General features: G+C 74.0%; 19 protein-coding genes and 1 CRISPR repeat array. Of the genes, 5 read left to right on the top strand and 14 right to left on the bottom strand.

The window, feature by feature from the left end; all coding sequences use genetic code 11:
- Nucleotides 1–3: 3 nt before the first annotated feature.
- The 6 genes from casA to rpe form a co-directional block, all read right to left on the bottom strand.
- The gene (gene casA, locus ACWEMJ_RS03310) at nucleotides 4–1,731 is read right to left on the bottom strand and encodes a type I-E CRISPR-associated protein Cse1/CasA (RefSeq protein WP_452135227.1); all 1,728 of its coding nucleotides are present in this window, start codon (nucleotides 1,729–1,731) and stop codon (nucleotides 4–6) included.
- A gap of 207 nt (nucleotides 1,732–1,938) precedes the next feature.
- Nucleotides 1,939–4,809, bottom strand: a complete 2,871-nt coding sequence (gene cas3 / locus ACWEMJ_RS03305) for a CRISPR-associated helicase Cas3' (RefSeq protein WP_452135226.1) — start codon at nucleotides 4,807–4,809, stop codon at nucleotides 1,939–1,941.
- A 157-nt stretch (nucleotides 4,810–4,966) separates the two neighbouring features.
- A CRISPR array of direct repeats spans nucleotides 4,967–6,148; the repeat unit is 28 nt; unit sequence CTCGGCCCCGCGCTCGCGGGGGTTGCTC.
- 40 nt (nucleotides 6,149–6,188) lie between these two features.
- On the bottom strand, nucleotides 6,189–7,148 hold the full coding sequence (locus tag ACWEMJ_RS03300) for a pirin family protein (RefSeq protein WP_452135314.1): 960 nt from the start codon (nucleotides 7,146–7,148) through the stop codon (nucleotides 6,189–6,191).
- Nucleotides 7,149–7,337: 189 nt separating this feature from the next.
- Nucleotides 7,338–8,243 (bottom strand): alpha/beta hydrolase, encoded by a 906-nt coding sequence (locus ACWEMJ_RS03295; RefSeq protein WP_452135225.1) that lies wholly within the window; start codon nucleotides 8,241–8,243, stop codon nucleotides 7,338–7,340.
- A 149-nt stretch (nucleotides 8,244–8,392) separates the two neighbouring features.
- Nucleotides 8,393–9,658, bottom strand: coding sequence for an alpha/beta hydrolase family protein (locus tag ACWEMJ_RS03290; RefSeq protein WP_452135224.1), 1,266 nt, complete (start codon nucleotides 9,656–9,658; stop codon nucleotides 8,393–8,395).
- Between the two features lie 162 nt (nucleotides 9,659–9,820).
- Complete coding sequence (gene rpe / locus ACWEMJ_RS03285; RefSeq protein WP_452135223.1) at nucleotides 9,821–10,504, bottom strand: ribulose-phosphate 3-epimerase; 684 nt, start codon at nucleotides 10,502–10,504, stop codon at nucleotides 9,821–9,823.
- A 208-nt stretch (nucleotides 10,505–10,712) separates the two neighbouring features.
- On the opposite strand from rpe, the gene ACWEMJ_RS03280 reads away from it, so the two are divergent.
- Nucleotides 10,713–11,564, top strand: coding sequence for an SCO6745 family protein (locus ACWEMJ_RS03280; protein WP_452135222.1), 852 nt, complete (start codon nucleotides 10,713–10,715; stop codon nucleotides 11,562–11,564).
- A 133-nt stretch (nucleotides 11,565–11,697) separates the two neighbouring features.
- A complete protein-coding gene (locus tag ACWEMJ_RS03275; protein WP_452135221.1) occupies nucleotides 11,698–12,552 on the top strand; it encodes an SCO6745 family protein in 855 nt (284 codons plus the stop codon).
- A 96-nt stretch (nucleotides 12,553–12,648) separates the two neighbouring features.
- Here the strand turns inward: ACWEMJ_RS03275 and ACWEMJ_RS03270 are convergent, their stop codons facing one another.
- Nucleotides 12,649–13,275 carry a C39 family peptidase gene (locus ACWEMJ_RS03270; RefSeq protein ID WP_452135220.1) on the bottom strand — a complete coding sequence of 209 codons (627 nt, stop codon included), beginning with the start codon at nucleotides 13,273–13,275 and terminating at the stop codon, nucleotides 12,649–12,651.
- Nucleotides 13,276–13,503: 228 nt separating this feature from the next.
- Here ACWEMJ_RS03270 and ACWEMJ_RS03265 point away from each other — a divergent pair, with 228 nt between their 5' ends.
- On the top strand, nucleotides 13,504–14,250 hold the full coding sequence (locus ACWEMJ_RS03265; protein ID WP_452135219.1) for a leucine-rich repeat domain-containing protein: 747 nt from the start codon (nucleotides 13,504–13,506) through the stop codon (nucleotides 14,248–14,250).
- Nucleotides 14,251–14,259: 9 nt separating this feature from the next.
- Here the strand turns inward: ACWEMJ_RS03265 and ACWEMJ_RS03260 are convergent, their stop codons facing one another.
- The 4 genes from ACWEMJ_RS03260 to ACWEMJ_RS03245 form a co-directional block, all read right to left on the bottom strand.
- The gene (locus ACWEMJ_RS03260) at nucleotides 14,260–15,231 is read right to left on the bottom strand and encodes an aldo/keto reductase (protein ID WP_452135218.1); all 972 of its coding nucleotides are present in this window, start codon (nucleotides 15,229–15,231) and stop codon (nucleotides 14,260–14,262) included.
- Between the two features lie 66 nt (nucleotides 15,232–15,297).
- Nucleotides 15,298–16,083 (bottom strand): ABC transporter permease, encoded by a 786-nt coding sequence (locus ACWEMJ_RS03255; protein ID WP_452135217.1) that lies wholly within the window; start codon nucleotides 16,081–16,083, stop codon nucleotides 15,298–15,300.
- The gene (locus ACWEMJ_RS03250; RefSeq protein WP_452135216.1) at nucleotides 16,080–17,036 is read right to left on the bottom strand and encodes an ATP-binding cassette domain-containing protein; all 957 of its coding nucleotides are present in this window, start codon (nucleotides 17,034–17,036) and stop codon (nucleotides 16,080–16,082) included. The genes ACWEMJ_RS03255 and ACWEMJ_RS03250 overlap by 4 nt, the downstream gene beginning before the upstream one ends.
- Before the next feature lie 138 nt (nucleotides 17,037–17,174).
- Nucleotides 17,175–17,507: a trypco2 family protein gene (locus tag ACWEMJ_RS03245; RefSeq protein WP_452135215.1), complete on the bottom strand. Its 333-nt coding sequence runs from the start codon at nucleotides 17,505–17,507 to the stop codon at nucleotides 17,175–17,177.
- Between ACWEMJ_RS03245 and ACWEMJ_RS03240 the strand changes: the two genes are divergently transcribed.
- Entirely contained in the window at nucleotides 17,506–18,345 is an 840-nt protein-coding gene (locus ACWEMJ_RS03240; RefSeq protein WP_452135214.1) for a TetR/AcrR family transcriptional regulator, read from the top strand. The two genes, ACWEMJ_RS03245 and ACWEMJ_RS03240, sit on opposite strands and share 2 nt — an antisense overlap.
- A 67-nt stretch (nucleotides 18,346–18,412) precedes the next feature.
- Here the strand turns inward: ACWEMJ_RS03240 and ACWEMJ_RS03235 are convergent, their stop codons facing one another.
- The 3 genes from ACWEMJ_RS03235 to def form a co-directional block, all read right to left on the bottom strand.
- On the bottom strand, nucleotides 18,413–19,846 hold the full coding sequence (locus ACWEMJ_RS03235) for an RsmB/NOP family class I SAM-dependent RNA methyltransferase (protein ID WP_452135213.1): 1,434 nt from the start codon (nucleotides 19,844–19,846) through the stop codon (nucleotides 18,413–18,415).
- A gap of 109 nt (nucleotides 19,847–19,955) precedes the next feature.
- Complete coding sequence (gene fmt, locus ACWEMJ_RS03230) at nucleotides 19,956–20,888, bottom strand: methionyl-tRNA formyltransferase (RefSeq protein WP_452135313.1); 933 nt, start codon at nucleotides 20,886–20,888, stop codon at nucleotides 19,956–19,958.
- A 155-nt stretch (nucleotides 20,889–21,043) separates the two neighbouring features.
- On the bottom strand, nucleotides 21,044–21,589 hold the full coding sequence (gene def / locus ACWEMJ_RS03225) for a peptide deformylase (protein ID WP_452135212.1): 546 nt from the start codon (nucleotides 21,587–21,589) through the stop codon (nucleotides 21,044–21,046).
- A gap of 216 nt (nucleotides 21,590–21,805) precedes the next feature.
- Between def and ACWEMJ_RS03220 the strand changes: the two genes are divergently transcribed.
- Nucleotides 21,806–22,273: a hypothetical protein gene (locus tag ACWEMJ_RS03220; protein ID WP_452135211.1), complete on the top strand. Its 468-nt coding sequence runs from the start codon at nucleotides 21,806–21,808 to the stop codon at nucleotides 22,271–22,273.
- Nucleotides 22,274–22,306 lie beyond the last annotated feature (33 nt).

Raw genomic sequence — 22,306 nt, 5'->3', positions numbered from 1 at the left:
CGATCAGTCGTCAACGTGGGCTCCAGAAGGGGTTTTCACAGGTTCTTCGGGCGCGCCGGACCAGTCCCGTACGGCGTTGCGGGCGGTGTGCGCGTGGCGCGGGAGGATGCGGGCGACCTCGCGGCTGAAGCTGTCGGCCGCCGTGCCGAGCGAGAAGGCGTGGGCCTTGCCCTGCTTGCCCGCCTGGGTGACGGTGCGCCCGGCGAACGTAGTGGCGGGGGCCGCCGCGAGCAGGGCGTCCGCGTGCTCCCAGGTCCGCCAGGCCGCCGCCTCCTCCCAGGCGAAGCGGCCGCGCTCCAGCAGCTCCTCGTCCCCGCCCGCAGACCGGACCCCGGCCAGCACCCGGCGGACCAGGCCGTCGAGGACGTGCAGCAGCAGTTCACCGGGTCGCTGCCCCCGGTCCCACGGAATGGGCTCGGCCCCGGCCGCGCGGCGCAGGTCCGCGGAGAGGTTGTTGAGGGCCCGGGCGAGTTGCTCGGCCTGTTCCGCGACGTCCAGCAGGAACAACCGCGTCCCGCTGTCCCCGTGGAGAGCGAGCAGCGGAAGGGGGATGGCGTCGTGGACGACGTCCTCGACCACTGCGGACTGCGTGCCGTACACCATGCCGAAGGTTTCGACCCGCAGCGGGTAGTCGGCGGGTAGCCTGCCGTCCTCCTGCAGGGCGCCGATCCGGTCGAGCAGCACGCTGGTCTCGAAGACGCCCTCGTCGTTCTGACGGACGGGCGCAAGCAGCGCGTCGAGCCCGCGCCAGGCGGCCTTGCCCGGCGCGTGGCGGCGCGGTCGGCGCTCGGGCGCCCGGTTCGGTGTCTTCTTCGCCGACGGGGTGAACGCCCAGGCGGTGTGGGGCTCCCACTCCGGCGGCGCGGCGAGCCGGTCACCGGCGCTGATCACGACGCGGGTCACCTTCGTCCCTCCCGCCCCGTCCTGCTCCGGGACCAGGCGGACGCGCCGCGCCTGCCAGGTCCACAGGTCGAGCAGGCCCGCGACGGGCCGCTGCTCCCAGGCGGGGCTGCCCGGAGTGCGTTCCCACTGGGGCTTGCCGAGGTTCGCGGCCGCCATGAGCGGGATGTTCAGTTGCAGCGTCTCGTACAGGGTGCGTCCCATCGGGACGATCACGCCGAGTTGCCCGAGGGGGCCGGTCGGGTTGCCGGTGGTCTTGCCCGCCTTCGCCTTGTCGTCCCCGAGGACGCCGGTCTTGATCGCGGCGGTGTCCCAGCAGTGGGTGTGCAGGAGCCAATGGGCCGCCTGAGCGGGCGTCAGGTCGAGCGGGTCGGCATCCGAACGACTGGCGAACAGCGGGACGTTGTTGCCGCTCGCCGCAGTGGCCACCAGGGCGGCCGCCCCCTTGGTCTCGTCCTTCGCCGTCCGCAGACCGGCCACCTGGGCGAAGGGCGCCACCTCGTCGAAGAGCTCGAAGCGCGCCCGGTGTTCGGCCAGGTACGCGAGCAGGTCTTCCCTCTCCTGGGCGCCGAACCCTCCCCGGGCCAGGCGCTCACCCTGCGCCGCCGCCGTCGCCGGCGCCCCCAGTGCGGCCACGACCACGGGCAGGAGCACTTGGCGCAGCACGGCGGGGAGCTGCGTGGCGAAGTCGACGGACAAGCCGTCGAACTCGTGCGCCCGCGTCAGCGCTTCGGCGATTCCCAGGTGAACGGGCGGGCCGCCGTCGAGCGGGCGCAAGGCCAACCACGGCTCGTCCACCAGGTTGTATTCGAGCAACAGCAGATCTCCCAACTGGTCATGTTTAGTCGGGGCGTTGAGGCCATCCTGGCACTCCGCTCGTCTGCTTGTGCGGCAAATGCTTCAATTGCCGCTTGCCCCTGCGGAACTGGTCGCGGGGATGGCCCCTGGTCGTGTTTGAGCGCCCTGGGCGGCACCAAGTAGGCCCCGCGCCCGCGGGGTTGGGGTGGGCAGGGTTCTCCCTGTCCACCCTCGCGCCATTTACGGGCGGCCGGTCACGACCAGCCCGAGCCGGTCGTCGTACCGGAGCCTGCAGCCGCCGAGCCTCGCCTCGTCCTGCTCGTCCAACTCCAGCGCTTTGCCGTAGCGAAGCCACGGATGGTCGCGCCAGCCCGGTAGCGGGCCGAGAGCGTGCTGTTCCACCACTGCGGTGAGCCCGGCCGGCAGTCGGACGGTACCGGTGAGTACGTCGTCCAGCAGCTCGGCCGCGGTCTCACCGTTCGGGCCCAGCGCCCGGCCGGTCATCGCCCGGTAGCCCCCACCGACCCTGCGGACCAGGATCACTTCCACACTCGGATCGCCGTCCCTGACCAGGGCCTCCATCTGCCCGTCGCGCAGCACGCCCCGGCCTCCGTAGTGCAGGCCCTCCAGGGTCGGCTGCCCGTGCTCGCCGACCCGGGCGAGCAGGTACGGCGCGGCTGCCTCCCGGCGCTCGGACCGGTTCTCGTTCCAGGCCTTCCGCGCCGTCGACTCCTCCTCGGCCCACTCCGACGGGACGATCCGGCCGCTGCCGTAGACCTGAGCGACCAGCTCCGGGACGTGGCCCGGAATGCTCCACTTGCCGCCGTCGGCCTTGATCACCTCGGCCGCCGTACGGAGCAGCGGGTAGCGGCCGTAGATCCTCTCTGAGGCTCGGAGCAGCCACGGGACTCCGTCGCCTGCCTGGCGCAGCCCCGTCACGACGACCGTCGGGTGCGTGAGCCCGAGCGGACGCGGGTTGCCGTCGTGGCGGTGCAGGCGGCCGATGCGCTGCAGCAGCAGGTCGATCGGTGCAAGGTCCGTGACCAGTAGGTCCGCGTCGACGTCGAAGGACTGCTCAGCCAGTTGCGTGGCGACGACCACCATCCGCTGGGGACGCGGCCGGCCGTCATCACGCCTGCCGAGCGCCTGCAGCACTGCCGCGGTGCGGTCCGCGCGGTGGCCGGCGTGGAGTCGGCCGTGCAGCAGGTGCACCTCCTGGTCGCCGAACTTCGCGCGCACTGCCTCGAAGGTGCGCTGGGCCCGGTCGACCGTGTTGCGGATGACCAAGGCGCAACCACCGTCGGCGAGTTGGTCCTGCAGGTACTCTGCAACCGCCTCGGCAGCCGGTCCCGACGGATCCTCGCCCTTCGGATCGGCCACCGGCTCTTCGAGGACGTGCACCTCGACCTCCAGGGCCTCCCGCCAGGTCTCGGTGCTGTCCACCAGCAGGTCCGGACCGTCCTCGCCCACCCATGCCGCCGTCACGTTCGGATAGCCCTTAGGTTGCGGGAGTTCGACCTCCGGCAGGGTCTCGGTGCACTGCGCCCCGGCCAGGTACGCCGTCACCAAGTCGCGGCGCTGCGCGGGCGGGAGCGTCGCCGACAGCAGGAGCACGGGCACGCCCGCCTGCCCGAGCCAGCGCAGGCCCTCCAGCAGGAACTGGGACATGTAGAGGTCCGCTGCGTGCACCTCGTCCAGGATCACCACCTTGCCCACCAGGCCGGCCATCCGCAGCATGACGTGCTTCGTCCGGGTCGCGGCTTGGAGGAGCTGGTCCACGGTGCCGACCGCGAACGGGCTGAGCAGACCGCGGCGGCGTCCGAGGAACCACTCGGAAGGGCCGCGCCGCTGTGGCTCGGGCTCCTCCTCTCCGAACGACCAGGTCATCCCGTACTCGTCCTCACCGACCGAGCCGTAGCAGTCGTCCGCACTGAAGCTGTCGATGCCGTCGGCGCCGTCGAGGAGGGCACGCCACTCCTTGTTGAAGACCCGCTTGCCGTGCAGCAGGGCCACCTGGTCGGCCAGTCGTCCGTCGATGTCCCCCAACCAGCAACGGACTTGAGTGAACATCGGGTCGGCCGTCGCCTGGGTCGGCATACCCAGAAACACCCCGTCCGCCCCACTCCTGGCCGCCAGCACCTCCGCCGCCGCGAGCGCCGCCTTCGTCTTGCCCTCCCCCATCGGCGCCTCGATGACCACCAGCCCCGGCCCGCCCATCCGGCGCACCGCATCCAACACCATCTGCTGCGACTGCCTGGAGGCGTCGTCGAACCTGTCCTGGAACAACTCAGGCCCGGGCACATCCAGTTGCCCCCACCCTCCGCGCAGTTCCAGGGCCGACCAGGCCGCCCTGGCCCGCTTGCGCGCTCCTTCCAGCGAGACCTGCGCGAGATCGGCGATGCCGCGGAAGTGCCGCTCGTTGCTGGCGATCCAATCCGCCATCACCACGAACCCCGAGAGCTGCAACTGCACCACCCGAGGCGGCACCTCACACGGCTGCACCTCGGCCAGCGGACACTCGCCGCCGAAGCCGACCTCCCGGCTGAAGACCTCGAGCAACACCGCCTGGGCCCTCTGCCAGGCAGGCCCGCGCCCCTGGAACTCCTCGTTCTTCTTCGGCGGCGCCAGATCCCCCACCGTCGGAAACGTGCCGTGATGCCCCGCCACCAACGGCCACACCCAAGCCGTCTGCTCCTCCGACCAGCCCGCTTCGGCAAGCAACCTCCGCAGCAACCGACCACCCGCCCGGTCGTGCCGCCACTTCTTGCCTCCCCCGACGGCGTACTCGTTCCACCCCAACCCCGCCGCCCGCACCGCTGCGGCACCAGCCGCATCCAAGCACTGGAAAGCCGGGGTCGCCTTCCCCAGGTCGTGCACACCACACAACCACACGAACAGCAACCGACCCCGACCCCGACCACCCACCACCGCATCCAGCCGCCGACGCGTCACAGGCGGCAGGTACTCGTCCCACATCACTTCGGCCACTGCGGCCGTGTCCAGCATGTGCGAAATCAGCAGATTCGCCGTCCCCCCGGCCTTCCCCGCCGACTTCCCCCACAACGCCCCCAGCCACCCGGCCGTCTCCCCCGAGAGCTCCCAACTCCCCACAAGCCCGCCCACCTTACGTCCCCGATCCACTACGCTCCGCAGCGTAGAACACCCCGCCGACAACTCTCGGACAGCACCCAGACCATGCGCACCTCACCACCGAACCCAACTAATAAAATCGCCGCCCCCTGACCCACAACACCCCAGCTCACCAAGCCTCGGCCCCGCGCTCGCGGGGGTTGCTCCAGCAACGGCTCCAGCATGACGGTCACGCTGACCTCGGCCCCGCGCTCGCGGGGGTTGCTCGGCGCGGTGCCCGGGGTGGGCAGCGTCAGGCCGCTCGGCCCCGCGCTCGCGGGGGTTGCTCCATCGTGGAGTGGGCCTGGTACTGACCACCCAACTCGGCCCCGCGCTCGCGGGGGTTGCTCCAGATGGGCCCCGCCCGGGGCCTGGGACGACGACTCGGCCCCGCGCTCGCGGGGGTTGCTCCCCGCAGGCCCCGGTCACCCCGGGGCCTTTCGCTCGGCCCCGCGCTCGCGGGGGTTGCTCCGTCATGCCGTGCTCGGGCGGTCCGACCCGCGCCTCGGCCCCGCGCTCGCGGGGGTTGCTCTGCGATGTCCCGCTCCATCGCGGCCCAGTGCCACTCGGCCCCGCGCTCGCGGGGGTTGCTCCTGCGCGGCCAGCGCCGTCAGGGTCGAGGAGTCCTCGGCCCCGCGCTCGCGGGGGTTGCTCCGTGTCCTCACAGACGTCGCAGATGTAGTCGGGCTCGGCCCCGCGCTCGCGGGGGTTGCTCCCTCGCTGTCGCGCTACTCGTCCTCGGCGGCGGCTCGGCCCCGCGCTCGCGGGGGTTGCTCCTCGAACCCGGCCCAGCGGGTGAATACGGGCCCCTCGGCCCCGCGCTCGCGGGGGTTGCTCCCTGGACACCTCCGGCTACCGCCGGGGTGCGGTCTCGGCCCCGCGCTCGCGGGGGTTGCTCCCCCTGAGGCATCCACGATGAACCCGCCCACCGCTCGGCCCCGCGCTCGCGGGGGTTGCTCCCCCTGAGGCATCCACGATGAACCCGCCCACCGCTCGGCCCCGCGCTCGCGGGGGTTGCTCCTCCTCGCCGCCATCTGCACGCTGATCTGCGGGCTCGGCCCCGCGCTCGCGGGGGTTGCTCCATGCGCGAGGTCCAGGCAGAGCACACGTCCAGCTCGGCCCCGCGCTCGCGGGGGTTGTTGATGGTGCTGGCGGCCGTGCGCAGGCTCTCGGCCCCGCGCTCGCGGGGGGTTTGCTCCACGAGGTCTCCGGGCTGGGCCTCGGCCTGGCTCTCGGCCCCGCGCTCGCGGGGGGTTGCTCCACCGACGTCCAACTCGGCCGCGCCCTTCCGCCCTCGGCCCCGCGCTCGCGGGGGTTGCTCCGGGTCGAAGCGGTCCGCGAACCGTACGAAGTACCGCAGCTCAGCGCACCCGCCCCCGCGGCTTCAGCGGGCCGTCGGGCAGCGCCGGGGCGCTCAGCCGGGCGCCGTCGTAGCCGTGCACCTCGCCGAAGCGGGTGCCGGTCTCCCAGTCGGTGCGGGCCCGGGCGATCTCCTCGTGGGTGCGGCCGATGAAGTTCCACCACATGACGAGGCGTTCCTCGAAGGGCGCGCCGCCGAGGAGGAGGACGGTGGCGTCGGTGCGGGCGCGGAGGGGGAGTTCGCGGCGGCCGCAGCCGAGGTAGAGGAGCGAGCCGGGTTCGAGCGGGACGTCGTCGATCTCGGCGCTGCCGGACATGGCGAGGGCCGCGTACTCGAAGCCCTCCTCGACGGGCAGGCGGTGGGCGGCGCCCTCACGGAGCGTGAGGTCGGCGCCAGCCAGCGGGGTGTACGCGGTGCCGGGGGAGGTCGCGCCGTCGAGGGTGCCGAGGATGAGGTGGGCGGTGAGGCCGTCGGCGGTGACGACGGGGAGCTCGGGGTGGTGTTCGAAGGCGGGATCGGTGTGCCGGTGGGCGTCGGGCAGGGCCACCCAGAGCTGGGCGCCGTGCAGCAGGCGGGCGTGTGCGCGGGGCGACTCCTCGGAGTGCGAGATGGCCCGCCCGGAGGTCATCAGCCCGAGTTCACGGGGGCGGACGGTCTGCACGCTGCCGAGGCTGTCGCGGTGCAGGACGCTGCCCTCGTGCAGCCAGCTGACGGTCTGCAGGCCCATGTGCGGGTGCGGCGGCACCTGCATGCCGGGCTCGTCGGCGATGTCGTCGGGCCCGTAGTGGTCGACGAAGCACCAGGCGCCGACCATCCGCCGGCCCAGGCTCGGCAGCAGCCGCCGCACCACCGTGGACTCCCCGAGCGGCATCCGACGCCCGGTCAGCAGCTCCTTGACGGGGCCGCTCGCCACCTGCTGCCCGCACACCGCCGGGGCGGGCCTGAGATCGAGGTTGCTCATGGCGGCCAGTATCGGCCCGCCGTCCTCGACCGGCCCGCCGAGCATCGCCACCGCGTCCGGCATGACGCGGCACCGCCCCGCCGGCGGGCCCCGAGCAGCGCCACCCCGTCAGCGGGCCCCGAGCAGCGCCACCGCGTCCGGCATGACGCGGCACCACCGCACCGGCGAGCCCCGAGCAGCGCCACCCCGTCAGCGGGCCCCGAGCAGCGCCACCGCGTCCGGCATGACGCGGCGCCAGAACCCGCCGGTGTGTTCGCCGCGCGGGAAGTGCGCCCGGACGCCGCGGGTGCCGGTGAGTCGGCGGGCGGCCGGGCAGAACGGGTCCTCGGTGCCGCACCAGACGCCGATCCGGTCGACGTCGCCGAGCTCGCCGAGGTGCTGGAGCGGTTCGACCGCCTGCCAGTCGGCCCGGTCGTAGTAGGCGTCGACGGTGCGCGCGTCGCCCCAGCTGCGGAACAGCGCGGGGCTGAGCAGCGCGATCGCGGAGAGCCGTCCCCGGTAGTTGCGGGCGTACTGGAGGGCCCCGGAGCCGCCCATCGAGATGCCCAGGACGCGGCTGGGTTCGGGCAGCTTCCGGGCGGCGAGCCAGCCGGGGAGTTCGTTGGTGAGCATCGCCATCGGGTCGTCGGCGGGGCTGCGGGCGTGCCAGTAGCTGTCGCCGCCGTCCACCGCGACCACCCGGAACGGCGGGACGCCGGCGGCGACGGCGGCCGCCAGGAACTGCGGGACGCCGAGGTCGACGAAGTTCGTCGCGTTGCCGCCCCGGCCGTGCAGGGCCAGGCAGACCGGCAGCTCGGCGCGGTCCGCGCCGGGCGGGTCCATGACGACGATCTGCAGGTCGCGGCTGCGCGCGGTGGAGTGCTCGGTCTCGGTCCGCACCCGCCCGGGCGCGAACTCGGGCACGGTGCCGTCCTCGCCGGTCAGGCCGAGCGCACGGCGCAGCCGGGCGCCCCCGGGCAGCACGTCCTCGACCATCGCCGCGCCGACCGCGCCGGTGCCGAGCACCGTGACGGCCAGCGCCCCGAGCAGGCGCCGCCGCCCGAGGCTCGGCACCGCCGTCGCCCGCTCCCCGCCCCCGCCGTCGACCTCCGCCACCGACCGCACCTTCGCCCGCACCCCTGCCCCACTTCCCCGTGATCCCCGAGGCCCGGCGAGAACGCCGGGCGCAAACACGGGACGCCGTCCGGGCGCGGCGCGGTTTCACTCCGCGCGGGGCGGGATCCGGACGTCCGGGATCCGGCCGGTCAGGGCTGGTGCACCATCTCGGGGAAGGCCGCCGAGGGCCCGTCCAGCAGGTGGTCGTCGCGGCCGCGCAGCCAGCGGTCGAAGAAGTCGGCGACGTAGGTGCGGGTCGCCAGCACCGCCCGGTCGGGCCGGACGTCGCCGATGTCGCCGCGCAGCGCCTCGGGGGTGATCGCGCCCTGTTCGGCGAGTTGCGGCAGCAGGGACTCGGCGTCGGTGTAGGAGCCGTGCCGGGAGCCTTCGAGGGTGAAGTCGGCGTGCCAGCCGGTGCTGCGCCGCCACAGGGCGTCCCAGCCGGGCTGCTGCTGGTGGGGGCCGGAGTCGTCGCTGCGGGTGCCGAGCAGCAGGAACGGGCGGTCGAGGCCGTGCTCGGCCACGTCGGTCAGGCTCACGCCGGTGTGCCCGTCGGGGCCGGGGAAGTGCAGTTGCCCGTCCATGTTGACGGCGGCGTCGATGCGCGGGTCGTCGTGCATGGCCTGGAGGGCGGTGGAGCCGCCGCCGGAGTGGCCGACCATGCCGATCCGGTCGAGGTCGAGGGCGGCGGCGACGCCGGGCGGCAGGGTGCGGGAGGCCTTGAGGCGGGCCAGCTGGTCGAGGACGAACCTGGTGTCGTCGACCCGGGTGCGCAGCATCCTGCGCAGCAGCGCGCCGATGTCGAGGTTCGGGTCGGCGGCCAGCGCGGGGAACACGGAGGCGGCCAACTCGCCGCCGGGGAGGGCGACTTCGGAGGCCTCCCAGGTGTGGTCGACGGTCACCACCAGGTAGCCGCGGGAGGCCAGGTCGGTCACCAGCGCGGTGCCCCAGGTGCGCGGGTCGCCGAGTCCGGCCGAGTACAGCACCACCGGGCGGGCCGGGCCGGGCAGCGCGGGCGCGTCGCGGCGGGCGCGGGTGCGCACGGCCGACCAGTCGGTGCGGTCGGGCTCGAAGCCGTAGTTGCGCTGTCCGACGCTCCCGGCGCTGCCGAAGTGCGCGGCCGCGTCGGGCGTCATGTACGGCGCCTGCGCGCCGCCGAGCGGCGCCCGGGCGGTCGGGTACCAGAGGCTGATCATCAGTTCGCGCGGCCGCCCGGCCTGCCACGGGTCCTCCCGGCCCGGGTCGACCAGGTGCACGCTGGTGGTGCCGACCGCGTACGGCCCGGTGGGCGCCGGCAGTGCCGCCACCGCCCGGGGCGCGGCCTGCGCCGCCGCCGCGCCGGGCGCCCCGGCCACCCCCAGTGCCACCGTCGCCGCCAGTACCGCCGCGGCCAACGCCCGTCCTCGCCCGCTCATCGTCCGTCCCCTCGCTGTCGCCCCCGTCGCCTTCTCCGGCACGGGTGGGACGCTACGGGCGGAACGGGCGCGGGGCCGTCATACCGGGGGGCCAACTCGCCGACGGCTACCCGGGTATGACGGTCCTACCGGTGGGCGGCGGCACCCTCACCCGGCCCCCGGTCAGTGGCGGCAGCCCCACCCGGCCGCCGCCGTCGCGGCCTCGGCCTGGGCCCGCAGGCCGCGGATCGCCTCGGCGGGGTCGGCGGCGTTGTAGACGGCCGAGCCGGCCACGAAGACGTCCGCGCCGGCCTCCGCGCAGGCCTCGATGGTGGCGGGCGCGACGCCGCCGTCCACCTGGAGCCACAGGTCGAGGCCGTGCTTGTCGATCAGCTGCCGGGTGCGGCGGATCTTGGGCAGCATGATGTCGAGGAAGGCCTGGCCGCCGAAGCCGGGCTCCACCGTCATGATCAGCAGCATGTCGAGCTCGGGCAGCAGGTCCTCGTAGGGCTCGATCGGGGTGGCGGGCTTGAGCGCCATCGACGCGCGGGCGCCCTTGGCGCGGATCTCGCGGGCGAGGCGGACGGGCGCGGCGGCGGCCTCCACGTGGAAGGTGACGGAGCCGGCGCCGGCCTCCACGTACTGCGGGGCCCAGCGGTCGGGCAGTTCGATCATCAGGTGGCAGTCGAGCGGGGTGCTGGTGGCCCGGGCCAGCGACTCGACGATCGGCACGCCCAGCGTCAGGTTGGGGACGAAATGGTTGTCCATCACGTCGACGTGCAGCCAGTCCGCGCCGCGCACCGCCTCGGCCTCCTCGGCGAGGCGGGCGAAGTCCGCGGACAGGATGCTGGGGTTGATCTGCGCCATGACCGACTACCTTCGTGCGAGGGGTGGGGTGCCGTGGAACCGGGCACCTGGTCACATCATCCCGTGTCGCCCCGCCGGCTTTCGCCCGCCCCGGCCGCCCGGTGACCGCCGTCACACGCCGCCCGGGTTACGCGGGCCGCCGCCATGGTCATCAGCACGGGGACGGACGGGGAGCCGCACCGTCCCGAAACCCTCGTGGGAGGCCCCGATGTCCGAACCCGTCCACCTCGCCCGCGCCCTGTGGCGGCTCTACGAGCCGGTGTACGCCGTCACCTTCCTCCAGCCGGAGAGCCGCGCGGCCTTCGAGGCGATCGGCCTGGGCGGCGGCTGGCGCGGGTACTTCGCCGCCCGCTCGGCCCCGCTCGGCGCGGTGGACGCGCCGCCGGTGATCGCCGCGTTCTTCAACTTCGCCCCGCGCATGGTGCGCCAGGCCCTGCCGGAGGCGTGGACGCACGCGAGCCCGGGGCAGGCGCTGGCCGCCCGCGGCGACAGTTCGGCGGCGGCCCTGGCCCGGCTGCTGGAGCCGGTGGCGCCCGCGCAGGTCGAGGCGGCGGCGTTCGCGCTGGAGCGGGCGGCGGCCCGACTGGACTGCGCCGGCCGGGTCCTGGCGTCCGCCAACGCCGCGCTCCCCGCGCCCGCCGACCCGTACGGGCGGCTGTGGCACGCCGCGAACCTGCTGCGCGAGCACCGCGGCGACGGCCACGTGGCCGCCCTGGTCGCGGCGGGGCTGGACGGCTGCGAGGCGCCGGTGCTGCACTGCGCGCTGGAGGCCGACCGCACGCTGCTCCAGCCGATGCGCGGGTGGACCGACGAGGAGTGGGACGCCGCCGCGGCGCGGCTGGCCGAGCGCGGCTGGCTGACGGCGGACGGCGCGCCCACCGAGCTCGGCCGCAGTCGCCACCGCGCCGTCGAGGCCGCCACCGACCTGGCCGCCGGCCGCGTCTGGGACGACCTCTCGCCGAGCGAACTCGACCGCCTGGTGGGCGACTTGAAGCCGATCGCGGCGATCTGCCGGGCCCTGATGCCGCTCAACCCGCTCGCCATGCCGCCGGTCGAGTGACGGACCCTCGCACGAGGGCCCGCCACAACTGTTCACACGCCCGAAACAACTTCCCTTCCCGCCGCCGACCCGCTCTGGCAGGCTCACGAAGCAGTGGGAATCCCGCAGTTCGCCCCTCATCGAAAGGCGTCCGATGACCCAGGTCGTCCACCCCGCACGTGCCCTGTGGTGGCTGTTCGAACCCGTCCACGCGCTCACCTACTTCTCCCCCGAGGCCCGCGCCGCGTACGAGGCGGCGGGCCTGCGCGGCTACTGGCGCGGCTACTTCGGCGGACGGTCGGCCCCGCTGGGCGCGGTGGACGCGCCGCCGGTGATCGCCGCGTTCTTCAACTTCGCCCCGCAGATGGTGGAACGGGCGCTGCCGGAACTCTGGAGCCGCGCCACCCCCGAACAGGCCCTGCAGGCCCGGGTGTCGGGTGCGACCGGCGCCCTCGGACGGGTCCTCGCCGACGTCAAGCCCGACCTGATCGACCGCTCGGTGGAGCTCCTGGAACGCGCCGTCGAGGGCCTGGACTGCGCCGGCCGGGTGCTCGCCGCCGCCAACTCCGCCCTCCCCCACCCCGAGGGCCGGCTCGCCCGCCTCTGGCAGGCCACCACCGTGCTGCGCGAACACCGCGGCGACGGCCACGTGGCCGCCCTGGTCGCCGAGGGCCTCGACGGCTGCGAGGCCCTGGTGGTCCGCTGCGCCCTGGACACCCGCCGGGAGACCCTGCAACCCCACCGAGGCTGGACCGACACCGAGTGGGACGAGGCCACCGCCCGCCTGATCGACCGCCAATGGCTCACCCCCGACGGCTCGTTGACCGTCGAGGGCCGCCGCCGCCACCTCGCCCTGGAGGCCGCCACCGACCTGGCCGCCGCCCGGGTGTGGACGCACTTCCACCGCACCGAGCTCGACGAGCTCGCCACCGCGCTGCGGCCCATCTCGACCGCCTGTCGCGCCGACCTGCCCCCGACCACCCCGATCGGCCTGCCGAACGCCTCCTGACGCCGCGCCGGCTCCGCTCCCCCGCCCGGGGGCGGAGTCTCAGCACGGCGACGGAGCCTCAGTACGGCGGTGGAGCCTCAGTACAGCGGCGGAGCCTCAGTACGGCGGCGGGCCGAGCAGGACGCCGCGCCCGGCGTAGAAGCGGCCGAGGTCCGCCCAGGGCACCCGGGCGGCGCGCTGCGAGCCGTCGGGGAAGCCGGACGGGTTGTGGATGTACAGCGCGTCGTCGTCCGCGCCGACGGCCAGCACCAGGTGCCCGCCGGGCCGGGGCACCTCGGGGGCGAGGGTGCGGATCGCCGGATGGACGGAGATCATCGGCAGCACCCCCTGGGCGAGCTCCTCCGGCAGCCGCTCGACGGGCAGCGGGCTGACCGCCTGGGCGTCCAGGCCCCAGCGGGCGCGGACGTAGTCGGCGAACGGCGCGTGGATCAGCCCGTCGAGCCGCCCGTCGGGGTGGCGGACGTACGCACCGGCGAGCTCGCACTCCTCGGCCAGCCGGACCGGCGCGGGGGCGACGCCCCACCAGTGGTCGAGGGCCATCCGCAGGCAGGCCATCCCGCACAGCCGCCACGACCAGTACTCGTACTCGCTCTCGTCGGCCGCGCCCGACCGCTCCCACAGCGGATCGTCGGCGGCCCGCAGCGTCCCGTCCAGGATGTCGGGCACGAGGTCGGGCGACTCCCACTGGGAGTAGTAGGGCACCGCATGGCTGATCGGCTTCACCCGGTCATCCTGACGTACTTACATCCCGATGCCGCGCACCCGTGCCCGCGACACCGCCGACATCCCGCCTGAACGCACCACCCGAGGCCCGCACCGGCGGCCGACACCCACGCCGGCGGTTCCGGGCCGATCGCGGCAGGCAGCGGCGACCGGGCCCGCCCGGCGACGGCCAACTCCCCGTCGTGGGACGATCATTGCTCCCCTGCACCCCTGCGAACGGAGCATGACGTGACCGGAGCACCCCCGGCTCGGCCGACCGGACCCGTCGTCAACCTGTGGAAGGCCGGCCTCACCGCCGTCCCCGACCACGTCTGGCAGCACACCGACGCCGAGGTGCTCATCCTCGCCGACAACGAACTCGCCGAAATCCCGGACGCCATCGGCGGGTTCACCGCGCTGCGCACCCTCGACCTGGGCCACAACGCGCTCACCGCCGTCCCCGACCGGCTCGGCGACCTCACCGGGCTCCACGGCTTCCTCTACCTGCACGACAACCGGCTCACCCGCCTGCCCGCCGCACTCGGCCGCCTGCACCGGCTGCGCTACCTGAACGTCGGCGACAACCCGCTCGCCGAACTCCCGGACACCATCGGCGACTTGACCGCCCTCCAGGAACTCCGGGCGCAGCGCTGCAGGTTGACCCGCCTGCCGGAGACGATCGGCGCCCTGGGCCGGCTGCGCGAGCTCCGCCTCGAAGGCAACTCCCTCACCTCGCTGCCGAGTTCGCTGTCCGCCCTGCGCGAGCTGCGCTGCCTGGAGCTGCGCGACAACGCCCTGACCACGCTCCCCCGCGCGCTCGCCGCGCTGCCGCTGCTGCGCGAACTCGACCTGCGCGCCAACCCGTTGGGCCCGCTGCCGCAGTGGCTGGCCGAGCTGCCCGCGCTGGAGAAGCTGGATCTGCGGTGGACGCCGGCCGCGCCGGACCGGCAGCTGGTGGAGCTGCTGGAACGGCGCGGCTGCACGGTCTGGTACTGATGCCGGCCGTCACCAGGCGTAGTGCTCGGGGGCGGTGCGGTGGCCGGGGAAGATCTCGTCCAGCCGGGCCAGCGTCTTCGCGTCCAGCTCGACGTCCAACGACCGTACGGCGGCGGCGAGTTGCTCCTCGGTGCGGGGCCCGACGATCGGCGCAGTGACGGCCGGACGGGTGCGCAGCCAGGCGAGGGCGACGTCGCCGGGTTCGTGGCCGAGTTCGTCGCACAGGTCCTCGTAGGCCTGGATCTGCTCGCGGCGTTCGTTGAGGGTGTCGACGGCCCGGCCCTGGGTGCGGCGCACGCCTTCGCGCTCCTTGCGCAGGACGCCGCCGAGCAGGCCGCCGTGCAGCGGCGACCAGGCGATCAGGCCGAGTCCGTAGTGCTGGGCGGCGGGGACGACCTCCAGTTCGACGGTGCGTTCGATCAGGTTGTAGAGCGACTGTTCGCTGGTCAGGCCGAGGAAGTGCCGGGCGCGGGCGGTCTCCTGGGCCTGGGCGAGGTGCCAGCCGGCGAAGTTGGACGAGCCGACGTAGATGATCTTGCCCTGCTGGGTGAGCACCTCCATGGCCTGCCAGATCTCTTCCCAGGGGGTGGCCCGGTCGATGTGGTGCATCTGGTATAGGTCGATGTGGTCGGTGCGCAGGCGGCGCAGGCTGGCGTCCACGGCGCGGCGGATGTTGAGCGCGGAGAGCCGGCCCTCGTTGGGCCAGTCGCCCATGTCGCCGTACAGCTTGGTGGCGATCACGGTCTTCTCGCGCCGGCCGCCGCCCTTGGCGAACCAGTTGCCGATGATGGTCTCGGTGAGGCCCTTGTTCTCGCCCCAGCCGTAGACGTTGGCGGTGTCGAAGAAGTTGATGCCGTGCCCGTGCGCGGCGTCCATGATCCGGTGCGCGTCGGCCTCTTCGGTGTGCACGCCGAAGTTCATGGTGCCCAGGCACAGCGGGGAGACGGACAGGCCGGTGCGGCCGAGGTGGGTGTACTCCATGAGCCCCAACCCTCTGCCGCACCGGCCCCGTTGTCCAGTGCGCAACGCGCGTGCCGTGACGATCCGTCAGCGCCCGGAGCGGGCGAAGTTCCGCACCGCGAGCGGCACCGCGACGGCCAGCAGCAGCGCGCACCAGCCGAGCGCGGCGGCCACCGGGTGCTGCGCGGGCCAGGCGTCGCCGGGCGCGGACGGGTTGCCGAACAGCTGCCGGCCCGCCTCCACCACGGCGCTCACCGGGTTCCACTCGGCGATCGCGGCCAGCCAGCCGGGCATCCCGCCGGTGGGCACGAACGCGCTGGTGAGCATCGACAACGGGATGGTCAGCGCGGCGAGTTGGCCGGCCGTCTCCTCCTTGCCGACGGCCAGGCCGAGCGCGGTACCCAGCCAGCCGCAGGCGAACCGGAACAGCAGCAGCAGGCCGAACGCGCCGAGCGCCGGGCCCAGACCGTGCCGGATCCGCCAGCCCGCCGCCAGCCCGACCAGCGCGGTCGGCGCCAGCACCACCGCGGCCACCAGCAGATCGGCCAGCGCCTGCCCGGTGAGCAGGCCCAGCCGCGACACCGACATCGACCGCAGCCGGTCGGTGACCCCCCGCCCGGCGTCCCGCGCGCCGCCGACCATGGCCGGCATCACGGCGTTCAGCGCGACCATCGCGAACAGCCCGGGCATCAGGAACTCCCGGTAGCCGCCGCCCGGCACGCTCATCGCGCTGCCGAACACGTACCCGAACACCCCGACCATGGCCACCGGCACCAGCAGCGAGGACGCCAGCAGCCCGGGCGAGTGCCGGTAGACCAGCAGCACCCGCCGCGCCGAGGCGGCGGCGTCCACGGGCACCGTCAGCGCGCTCATGCGGCCACCGCCTTCTGCTCGGCACCGGTCAGCGCCAGGAACACGTCGTCCAGCGAGGGGGTGCGCACCGCGACGTCCACCGCGACCACCCCGGCGGCGTCCAACTCCCGTACCAGGTACGGCAGGACGACCGGCCGGGCCGGGTCGGAGACGGCGCTGACCCGCAGCCGCTCGGCGTCCACGGCGGGCACGCCGCCGGTGAGCACGGCCAGCACGGCGCGGGCGCGCTCCAGGTCGGCGTCCTCGGGCAGGGTGACTTCGACCAGGCTGCCGATCGCGGCCTTGAGGCGCTGCGGGGTGTCGTCGGCGACGGCCCGCCCGCGGTCCAGCACGGTGATCCGGTCGGCCAGCCGGTCGGCCTCGTCCAGGTACTGCGTGGTCAGCAGGACGGTCGTGCCCTGCGCGGCCAACTCCCGTACCGCCGACCAGATGTCGCGCCGGCTGCGCGGGTCGAGCCCGGTGGTCGGCTCGTCCAGGAACAGCACCCTCGGCCGGGTGATCAGGCTCGCCGCCAGGTCCAGCCGGCGGCGCATCCCGCCCGAGTAGCCGCGCACCAGCCGGTTCGCGGCCTCCTGGAGCCCGAACTCCTCCAGCAGCTCCGCCGCCCGCCACCGGGCCCGCCCGGCTCCCAAGTGGTGCAGCCGGCCGAGCAGTTCGAGGTTCTCGCGGCCGGTGATCCCCTCCTCCACCGCCGCGTACTGCCCCGCCAGCCCGATCGCCCGCCGCACCGCCGCGGCCTCCCGCCGCACCTCGTGCCCGCACACCCGGGCCTCCCCCCGGTCCGGCCGCACCAGCGTCGCCAGGATCCGCACCAACGTGCTCTTCCCCGCCCCGTTCGGACCGAGCAGACCGCACACCGTCCCCTCCGGGACGTCGAGTTCGAGTCCGTCCAGCGCGCGGGTGGCGCCGAACGTCTTGCACACGCCGCGGACGGCGATGACCGGGTCGCTCATGGCAGGCCCTTTCTCAGTACAGCGTACGTAGTAGCTCTGCGCACGAGAGTACTGGGTACACCGTACGGAGAAAAGGCCCGCAGGCATGCGAAAGGGGACCCGCCGCGCACGACGAGTCCCCTTCCGCCCCGCGAAACGTCAGTCGGGGATGCGGTCCGAGCTGTCCCCCGGGCCCGCCGGACGGGCGGGGTCGCCGTGAACCAGCAGGTCACCGCCGCCCGCCGCCAGCGGCGTGAGCGTGAACGACACCCGGTGCGTACGGCCGCGCGAGACACCGGCCTCCGCCTCCGCGCCGACCGCGAAGATCTTGAAGCCCGCCTTCGCCTTGGCGTCGGCGCGCAGCTCCACCTCGAACTCCATCTCCACCGGCCCCACCGCGAACACCAGATCCGGATGCCCGCCCCCGGCCCGCGCCGCCGCCAACAACTCGTCCCGCACCGCCGCCACCGCGTCCACCAGCGGAATGTCCATGACCCAACCCCTTTTCCACACTTCTGCCGTCTCGGCCTGCACCACCGTAGGCCACCCGGCCGGCCCGCGTAGACTGACCGCCGAGGTGATCCACACGATGACGTCCGGCGAGGAATCCGAGCTGATCTGGCTCCGCCCGGAGCACTCCGGCCGCGGGCCGCGCCCCGCACACAGCCGAACGTCGATCGCCCGGGCGGCCGTCGACATCGCCGACCGCGAAGGCCTGGACGCCGTCTCCATGCGCAAGGTCGCCGCCGAACTCGGCGCCGGCACCATGTCGTTGTACAACTACGTGCCGAAGAAGGAACACCTCTTCGACCTGATGCTCGACCTGCTGGCCGCCGAGTACGACCTCCCCGAGCACCCCACCGGCGACTGGCGCGCCGACCTCACCCTGCTCGCCACCCAGCTGCGCGCCATCCTCGCCCGCCACACCTGGGCCACCACGCTCATCACCCACCGCCCCGGCCTCGGCCCCCACGGCCTGCGCGTCACCGAGTTCCACCTCGCCGCCCTCGCCGACACCCCCCTCGACGGCCCCGCCAAGATGGAGGCCTTCGCCCAACTCACCGGCTTCGTCTGCCAGTTCACCGACTGGCAGCACCGCTCAGCCGCCGCCGACCCCCGCTGGCTCACCGACCTCGTCCACTACCTCCACACCGCGACCGCCACCGGCCAGTACCCCCACCTCGCCGCCACCCTCACCCAGTCCCCCACCCCGACCCCCCCGGACACCACCTTCGCCCGCTCCCTCCAACGCCTCCTCACCGCCCTGATCGCAGGAGAGCAACCACAGGGGCGCGGGGAACGGCGCGAAGGGGAACGCACCACGTCCTGAAGATCGCGACCCACGACAACGACCTGCACGTGATCGCGCCCCCGCAGGCGTGCGCTCCCCTCCCGCGTCAGGCAGTCCGCCGCAGCACCGCCAGGTACATCGCATCCGTCCCATGCAGGTGCGGCCACAACTGCACGTCCGGCCCGTCCCCCAACTCCGGCACACCCGGCAGCAGCGGCCGCGCGTCCACCCACTCCACGTCCTCGCGGCCGCGCAGCACGTCGTCCACCACCGCGCGGGTCTCCGCCAGGTGCGGCGAGCACGTCGCGTAGCCGACCACGCCGCCGACCCGCGTCGCGGCGATCGCGTTGCGCAGCAACTCCCGCTGGAGCGGCCCGAATCCGGCGATGTCCTCCGGCCGCCGGCGCCACCGCGCCTCGGGACGGCGGCGCAGCGCGCCCAGGCCCGAGCACGGGACGTCGACCAGCACCCGGTCGAACGCGCCCTGCTGCCAGGCCCCCTGCGTGCCGTCCGCCGTGATGACCGCGTACGGCCCGGGGTTGCCGTTCAGCGCCCGCGCCACCAGCCGGGCCCGGTGCGGCTGCTTCTCGGAGGCGACCAGCGCCGCCCCGCGCTCCGCGGCCAGCGCGCCGAGCAGCGCGGCCTTGCCGCCGGGGCCCGCGCAGCCGTCAAGCCAGAGCCGGTCGGGGCCGTCGACGGGGGCGTTGGCGAGGGCGAGGGCGACCAGCTGGCTGCCCTCGTCCTGGACGCCGGCCCGGTTCTCGCGGACGGCGTCCAGCCCGGCCGGGTCGCCGCCCTCGGCGAGCCGCAGCGCGTACGGCGACCAGCGGCCGTCCTCGGCCTCCGGCAGCGCCTCGCGCAGTTCGGCGACGTCGGACCGGCCGGGCCGGGCGACCAGCGTCACCTCGGGGCGGGCGTTGTCGGCCTCCAGCAGCCGCTCCATCGCGCTGCGGCCGGCGTCCTCGGGCTGCCAGCGGCCGAGCGCGTCCCACAGCGAGGAGACCACCCAGCGCGGGTGCGAGTGCACCACGGCCAGGTGGTCCTCGGCGTCGTCCTCGTACGGCGGCGCGACCTGCGCGACCCAGCCGTCCAGGTCCTGGGCGCTGATCTTGCGCAGCACCGCGTTGACGAACTTGGCGCGGCCGTCGCCGAGCACCACACGGGCGAGTTCGACGGTCGCGGAGACCGCGGCGTGACTGGGGATGCGGGTGCCGAGCAGCTGGTGCGCGCCGAGCGAGAGGACGTCCAGCACCGGCGGGTCGACCTCGCGCAGCGGGCGGTCCACGCAGGCGGCGATGATCGCGTCGTAGGTGCCCTGGCCGCGCAGCGTGCCGTAGACCAGCTCGGTGGCGAGCGCGGCGTCGCGGCGCTCCATGCCCTTGCGCTCGGCCTCGCGCAGCAGCGACGGCAGGATCAGGTTGGCGTACGCGTCGCGCTCGTCGACGGCGCGCAGCGCGCGGAACGCGACGATCCGGGCGGGGTCCTTCTTGGGGCGACGGTGCGGACGGGGGGCGCGCTTGGCGCCGGCGGGGGTGCTCAACGGGTGCCTCGAAACAAAGTGCTGCGGATCAGGTCCGACCCGGCGGCGGGGCCGGGTCTCATCCCGAAGTCTAGGACGAGACCCGGTCCGACCCGGCATCCGCAGTGCCTCAGCCCTCGAAGCGCTCCCCCGACTCGATCCGCGCACCGCGTGCCCAGTCCGCGGCCGGCATCGCCTTCTTGCCCTGCGGGCGGACCTCGCCGAGCTCCACCTCGTGGCTGCCGGTGCCGACCCGGACGCTGTTCTTGCTGACGGCCAACTCCCCGGGCGCCAGGGCGACTTCACCGGTCAGCAGGCGCACCGGGCCGGTCACCTTCAGGCGCTCGCCGCGGAACGTGGTCCACGCGCCGGGCGCGGGCGCGCAGCCGCGCACCACCCGGTCGACCCGCAGCGCGGGGTGGGTCCACTCGATCCGGGCGTCCTCGACGGTGATCTTCGGCGCCAGCGACACCCCGTCCACCGGCTGCGGCTCGGGCCGGGCGGTGCCGTCCTCGATCGCGTCCATGGTGCGCACCAGCAGCTCGGCGCCCGCGTGCGCGAGCCGCCCGAGCAGGTCGCCGCTGGTGTCGGTGGGCTTCACCGTCTCGGTGAGGACGCCGAACACCGGGCCGTCGTCCAGGCCCTCCTGGATCCGGAAGGTGGACGCGCCGGTCACCTCGTCGCCCGCCATGATCGAGTGCTGGACGGGGGCCGCGCCGCGCCACGCGGGCAGCAGCGAAAAGTGCAGGTTCACCCAGCCGTGCGCCGGGATCTCCAGCGCCCCGGGGCGGATCAGCGCGCCGTACGCGACCACGGGGCAGCAGTCGGGGGCGATCTCGGCCAGCCGGGCCATGAACTCGGGCTCGCTCGGGCGGGCCGGCTTCAACACCTCGATGCCCGCCTCCTCGGCGCGCTGCGCGACGGGGCTGGCCACCAGCCTGCGCCCGCGCCCGGCCGGCGCGTCGGGGCGGGTCACCACGGCGACCACCTCGTGCCGGGAGGCCAGCAGGGCGTCCAGGGCGGGAACGGCGACCTCGGGGGTACCGGCGAAGACGAGACGCACGGGCATGGGCCTTTCTTGAAGTCCAACTGATCAGCAGCAAGTCACGCTGGTCAGAACATCGGATTGCCGGAAAATGATCGTCGCTCGATCGGGCCTTCGGCTCATCGGCCCCTCCGACAATCCCACCGAAACACGGGACGGGAACGGACGGTTCCTCAGCGGATCGGACCGAACGTGGAATGCGGCGAGATCTTCACCGTCGGCGCCGGAGCCCCGCCCCAGTCCGCCTCCCGGATCGCCTTCATCGCCGCCTTCCGGGCCTCCCGGTCCAGCCGGTCGATGAAGATGATCCCGTCCAGGTGGTCCGTCTCGTGCTGGATGCACCGCGCCAACAGCTCGGTGCCCTCCACCGTCACCGGATCCCCGTACATGTTGAAGCCCTTCGCCACCACGCCGAACGCCCGCTTGGTGTCGAACCGCAGCCCGGGCAGCGACAGGCAGCCCTCCGGGCCGTCCTGCTCCTCCTCGGTCAACGACAGGTCCGGGTTGATCAGATGACCCACCACCCCGTCCACGTTGTACGTGAACACCCGCAGCGAAACGCCCAGTTGCGGCGCGGCCAGGCCCGCGCCCGGCGCCTCCAGCATGGTGTCCGTGAGGTCCTTCACCAGCCTCCGCAGCTCCTTGTCGAAGGTGACCACGGGCTTCGCGGTGGACCGCAGCACCGGGTCCCCGAAGATCCGGATCGGCTGAACTGCCAAGACTGCGACTCCCTCTGCAACCCGAACGGGGCGGAAACAACGACCTACCCGGGAAGTCTATGCAATACCCGCCACCTGTTCGGAGCGGCCGCCGACAAATCCCGACCGGCACTCCGGGCGTGACCCAACGACCCGACGTGCGTTGGTCAATGCGAATTGACCGGGACGCGCGAGCGCCCCGAGCACGCGACCCGACCGAGAGGTGGCAACCAGGCCATGGCCGAGCAGATCAACCACGACGCCCGGGCCAGGGCGTCCCTGCACCTGCTGGTACGGGACATCGAACGGGTCCGACGCCAGGTCGACGCCCTCCGCACGCTCACCGCCCAACTGGGCAACGTCTACCGCCCCCGCCGCCCCAGCACCTCCGCCGGCTTCGTCGTCTACGGCCGCGCGCCCGCCCCGACCGTCCGCCTCGCCCAGGAACTGCGCGAAAGCGTCGAGACCCTGGTCGCCGCCGCCGTCGAGTTCGACCGCGCCCTCGGCTTCTCCTGGGACTCCGTCGGCTCCGCCCTCGGCGTCACCAAGCAGGCCGTCCACCGCCGCTACGGCGTCCGCCGCCCCACCACCGAACTGCTCCCCACCCCCCGCGAAACCGAGACCGCCCCCACCGCACCGGCCCCCCGCCCCCCGATCCCCCAGGCCCGCCAGGCCAGCCCCTTGATCTCCCAGCGCACCCGCTGAGCCGCTCGCGCGAGCGGACGGGCGCGAAAACAG

The sequence above is a fragment of the Kitasatospora sp. NPDC004531 genome (assembly GCF_053602195.1).
This window is presented reverse-complemented; position numbering and strand designations above follow the sequence as displayed.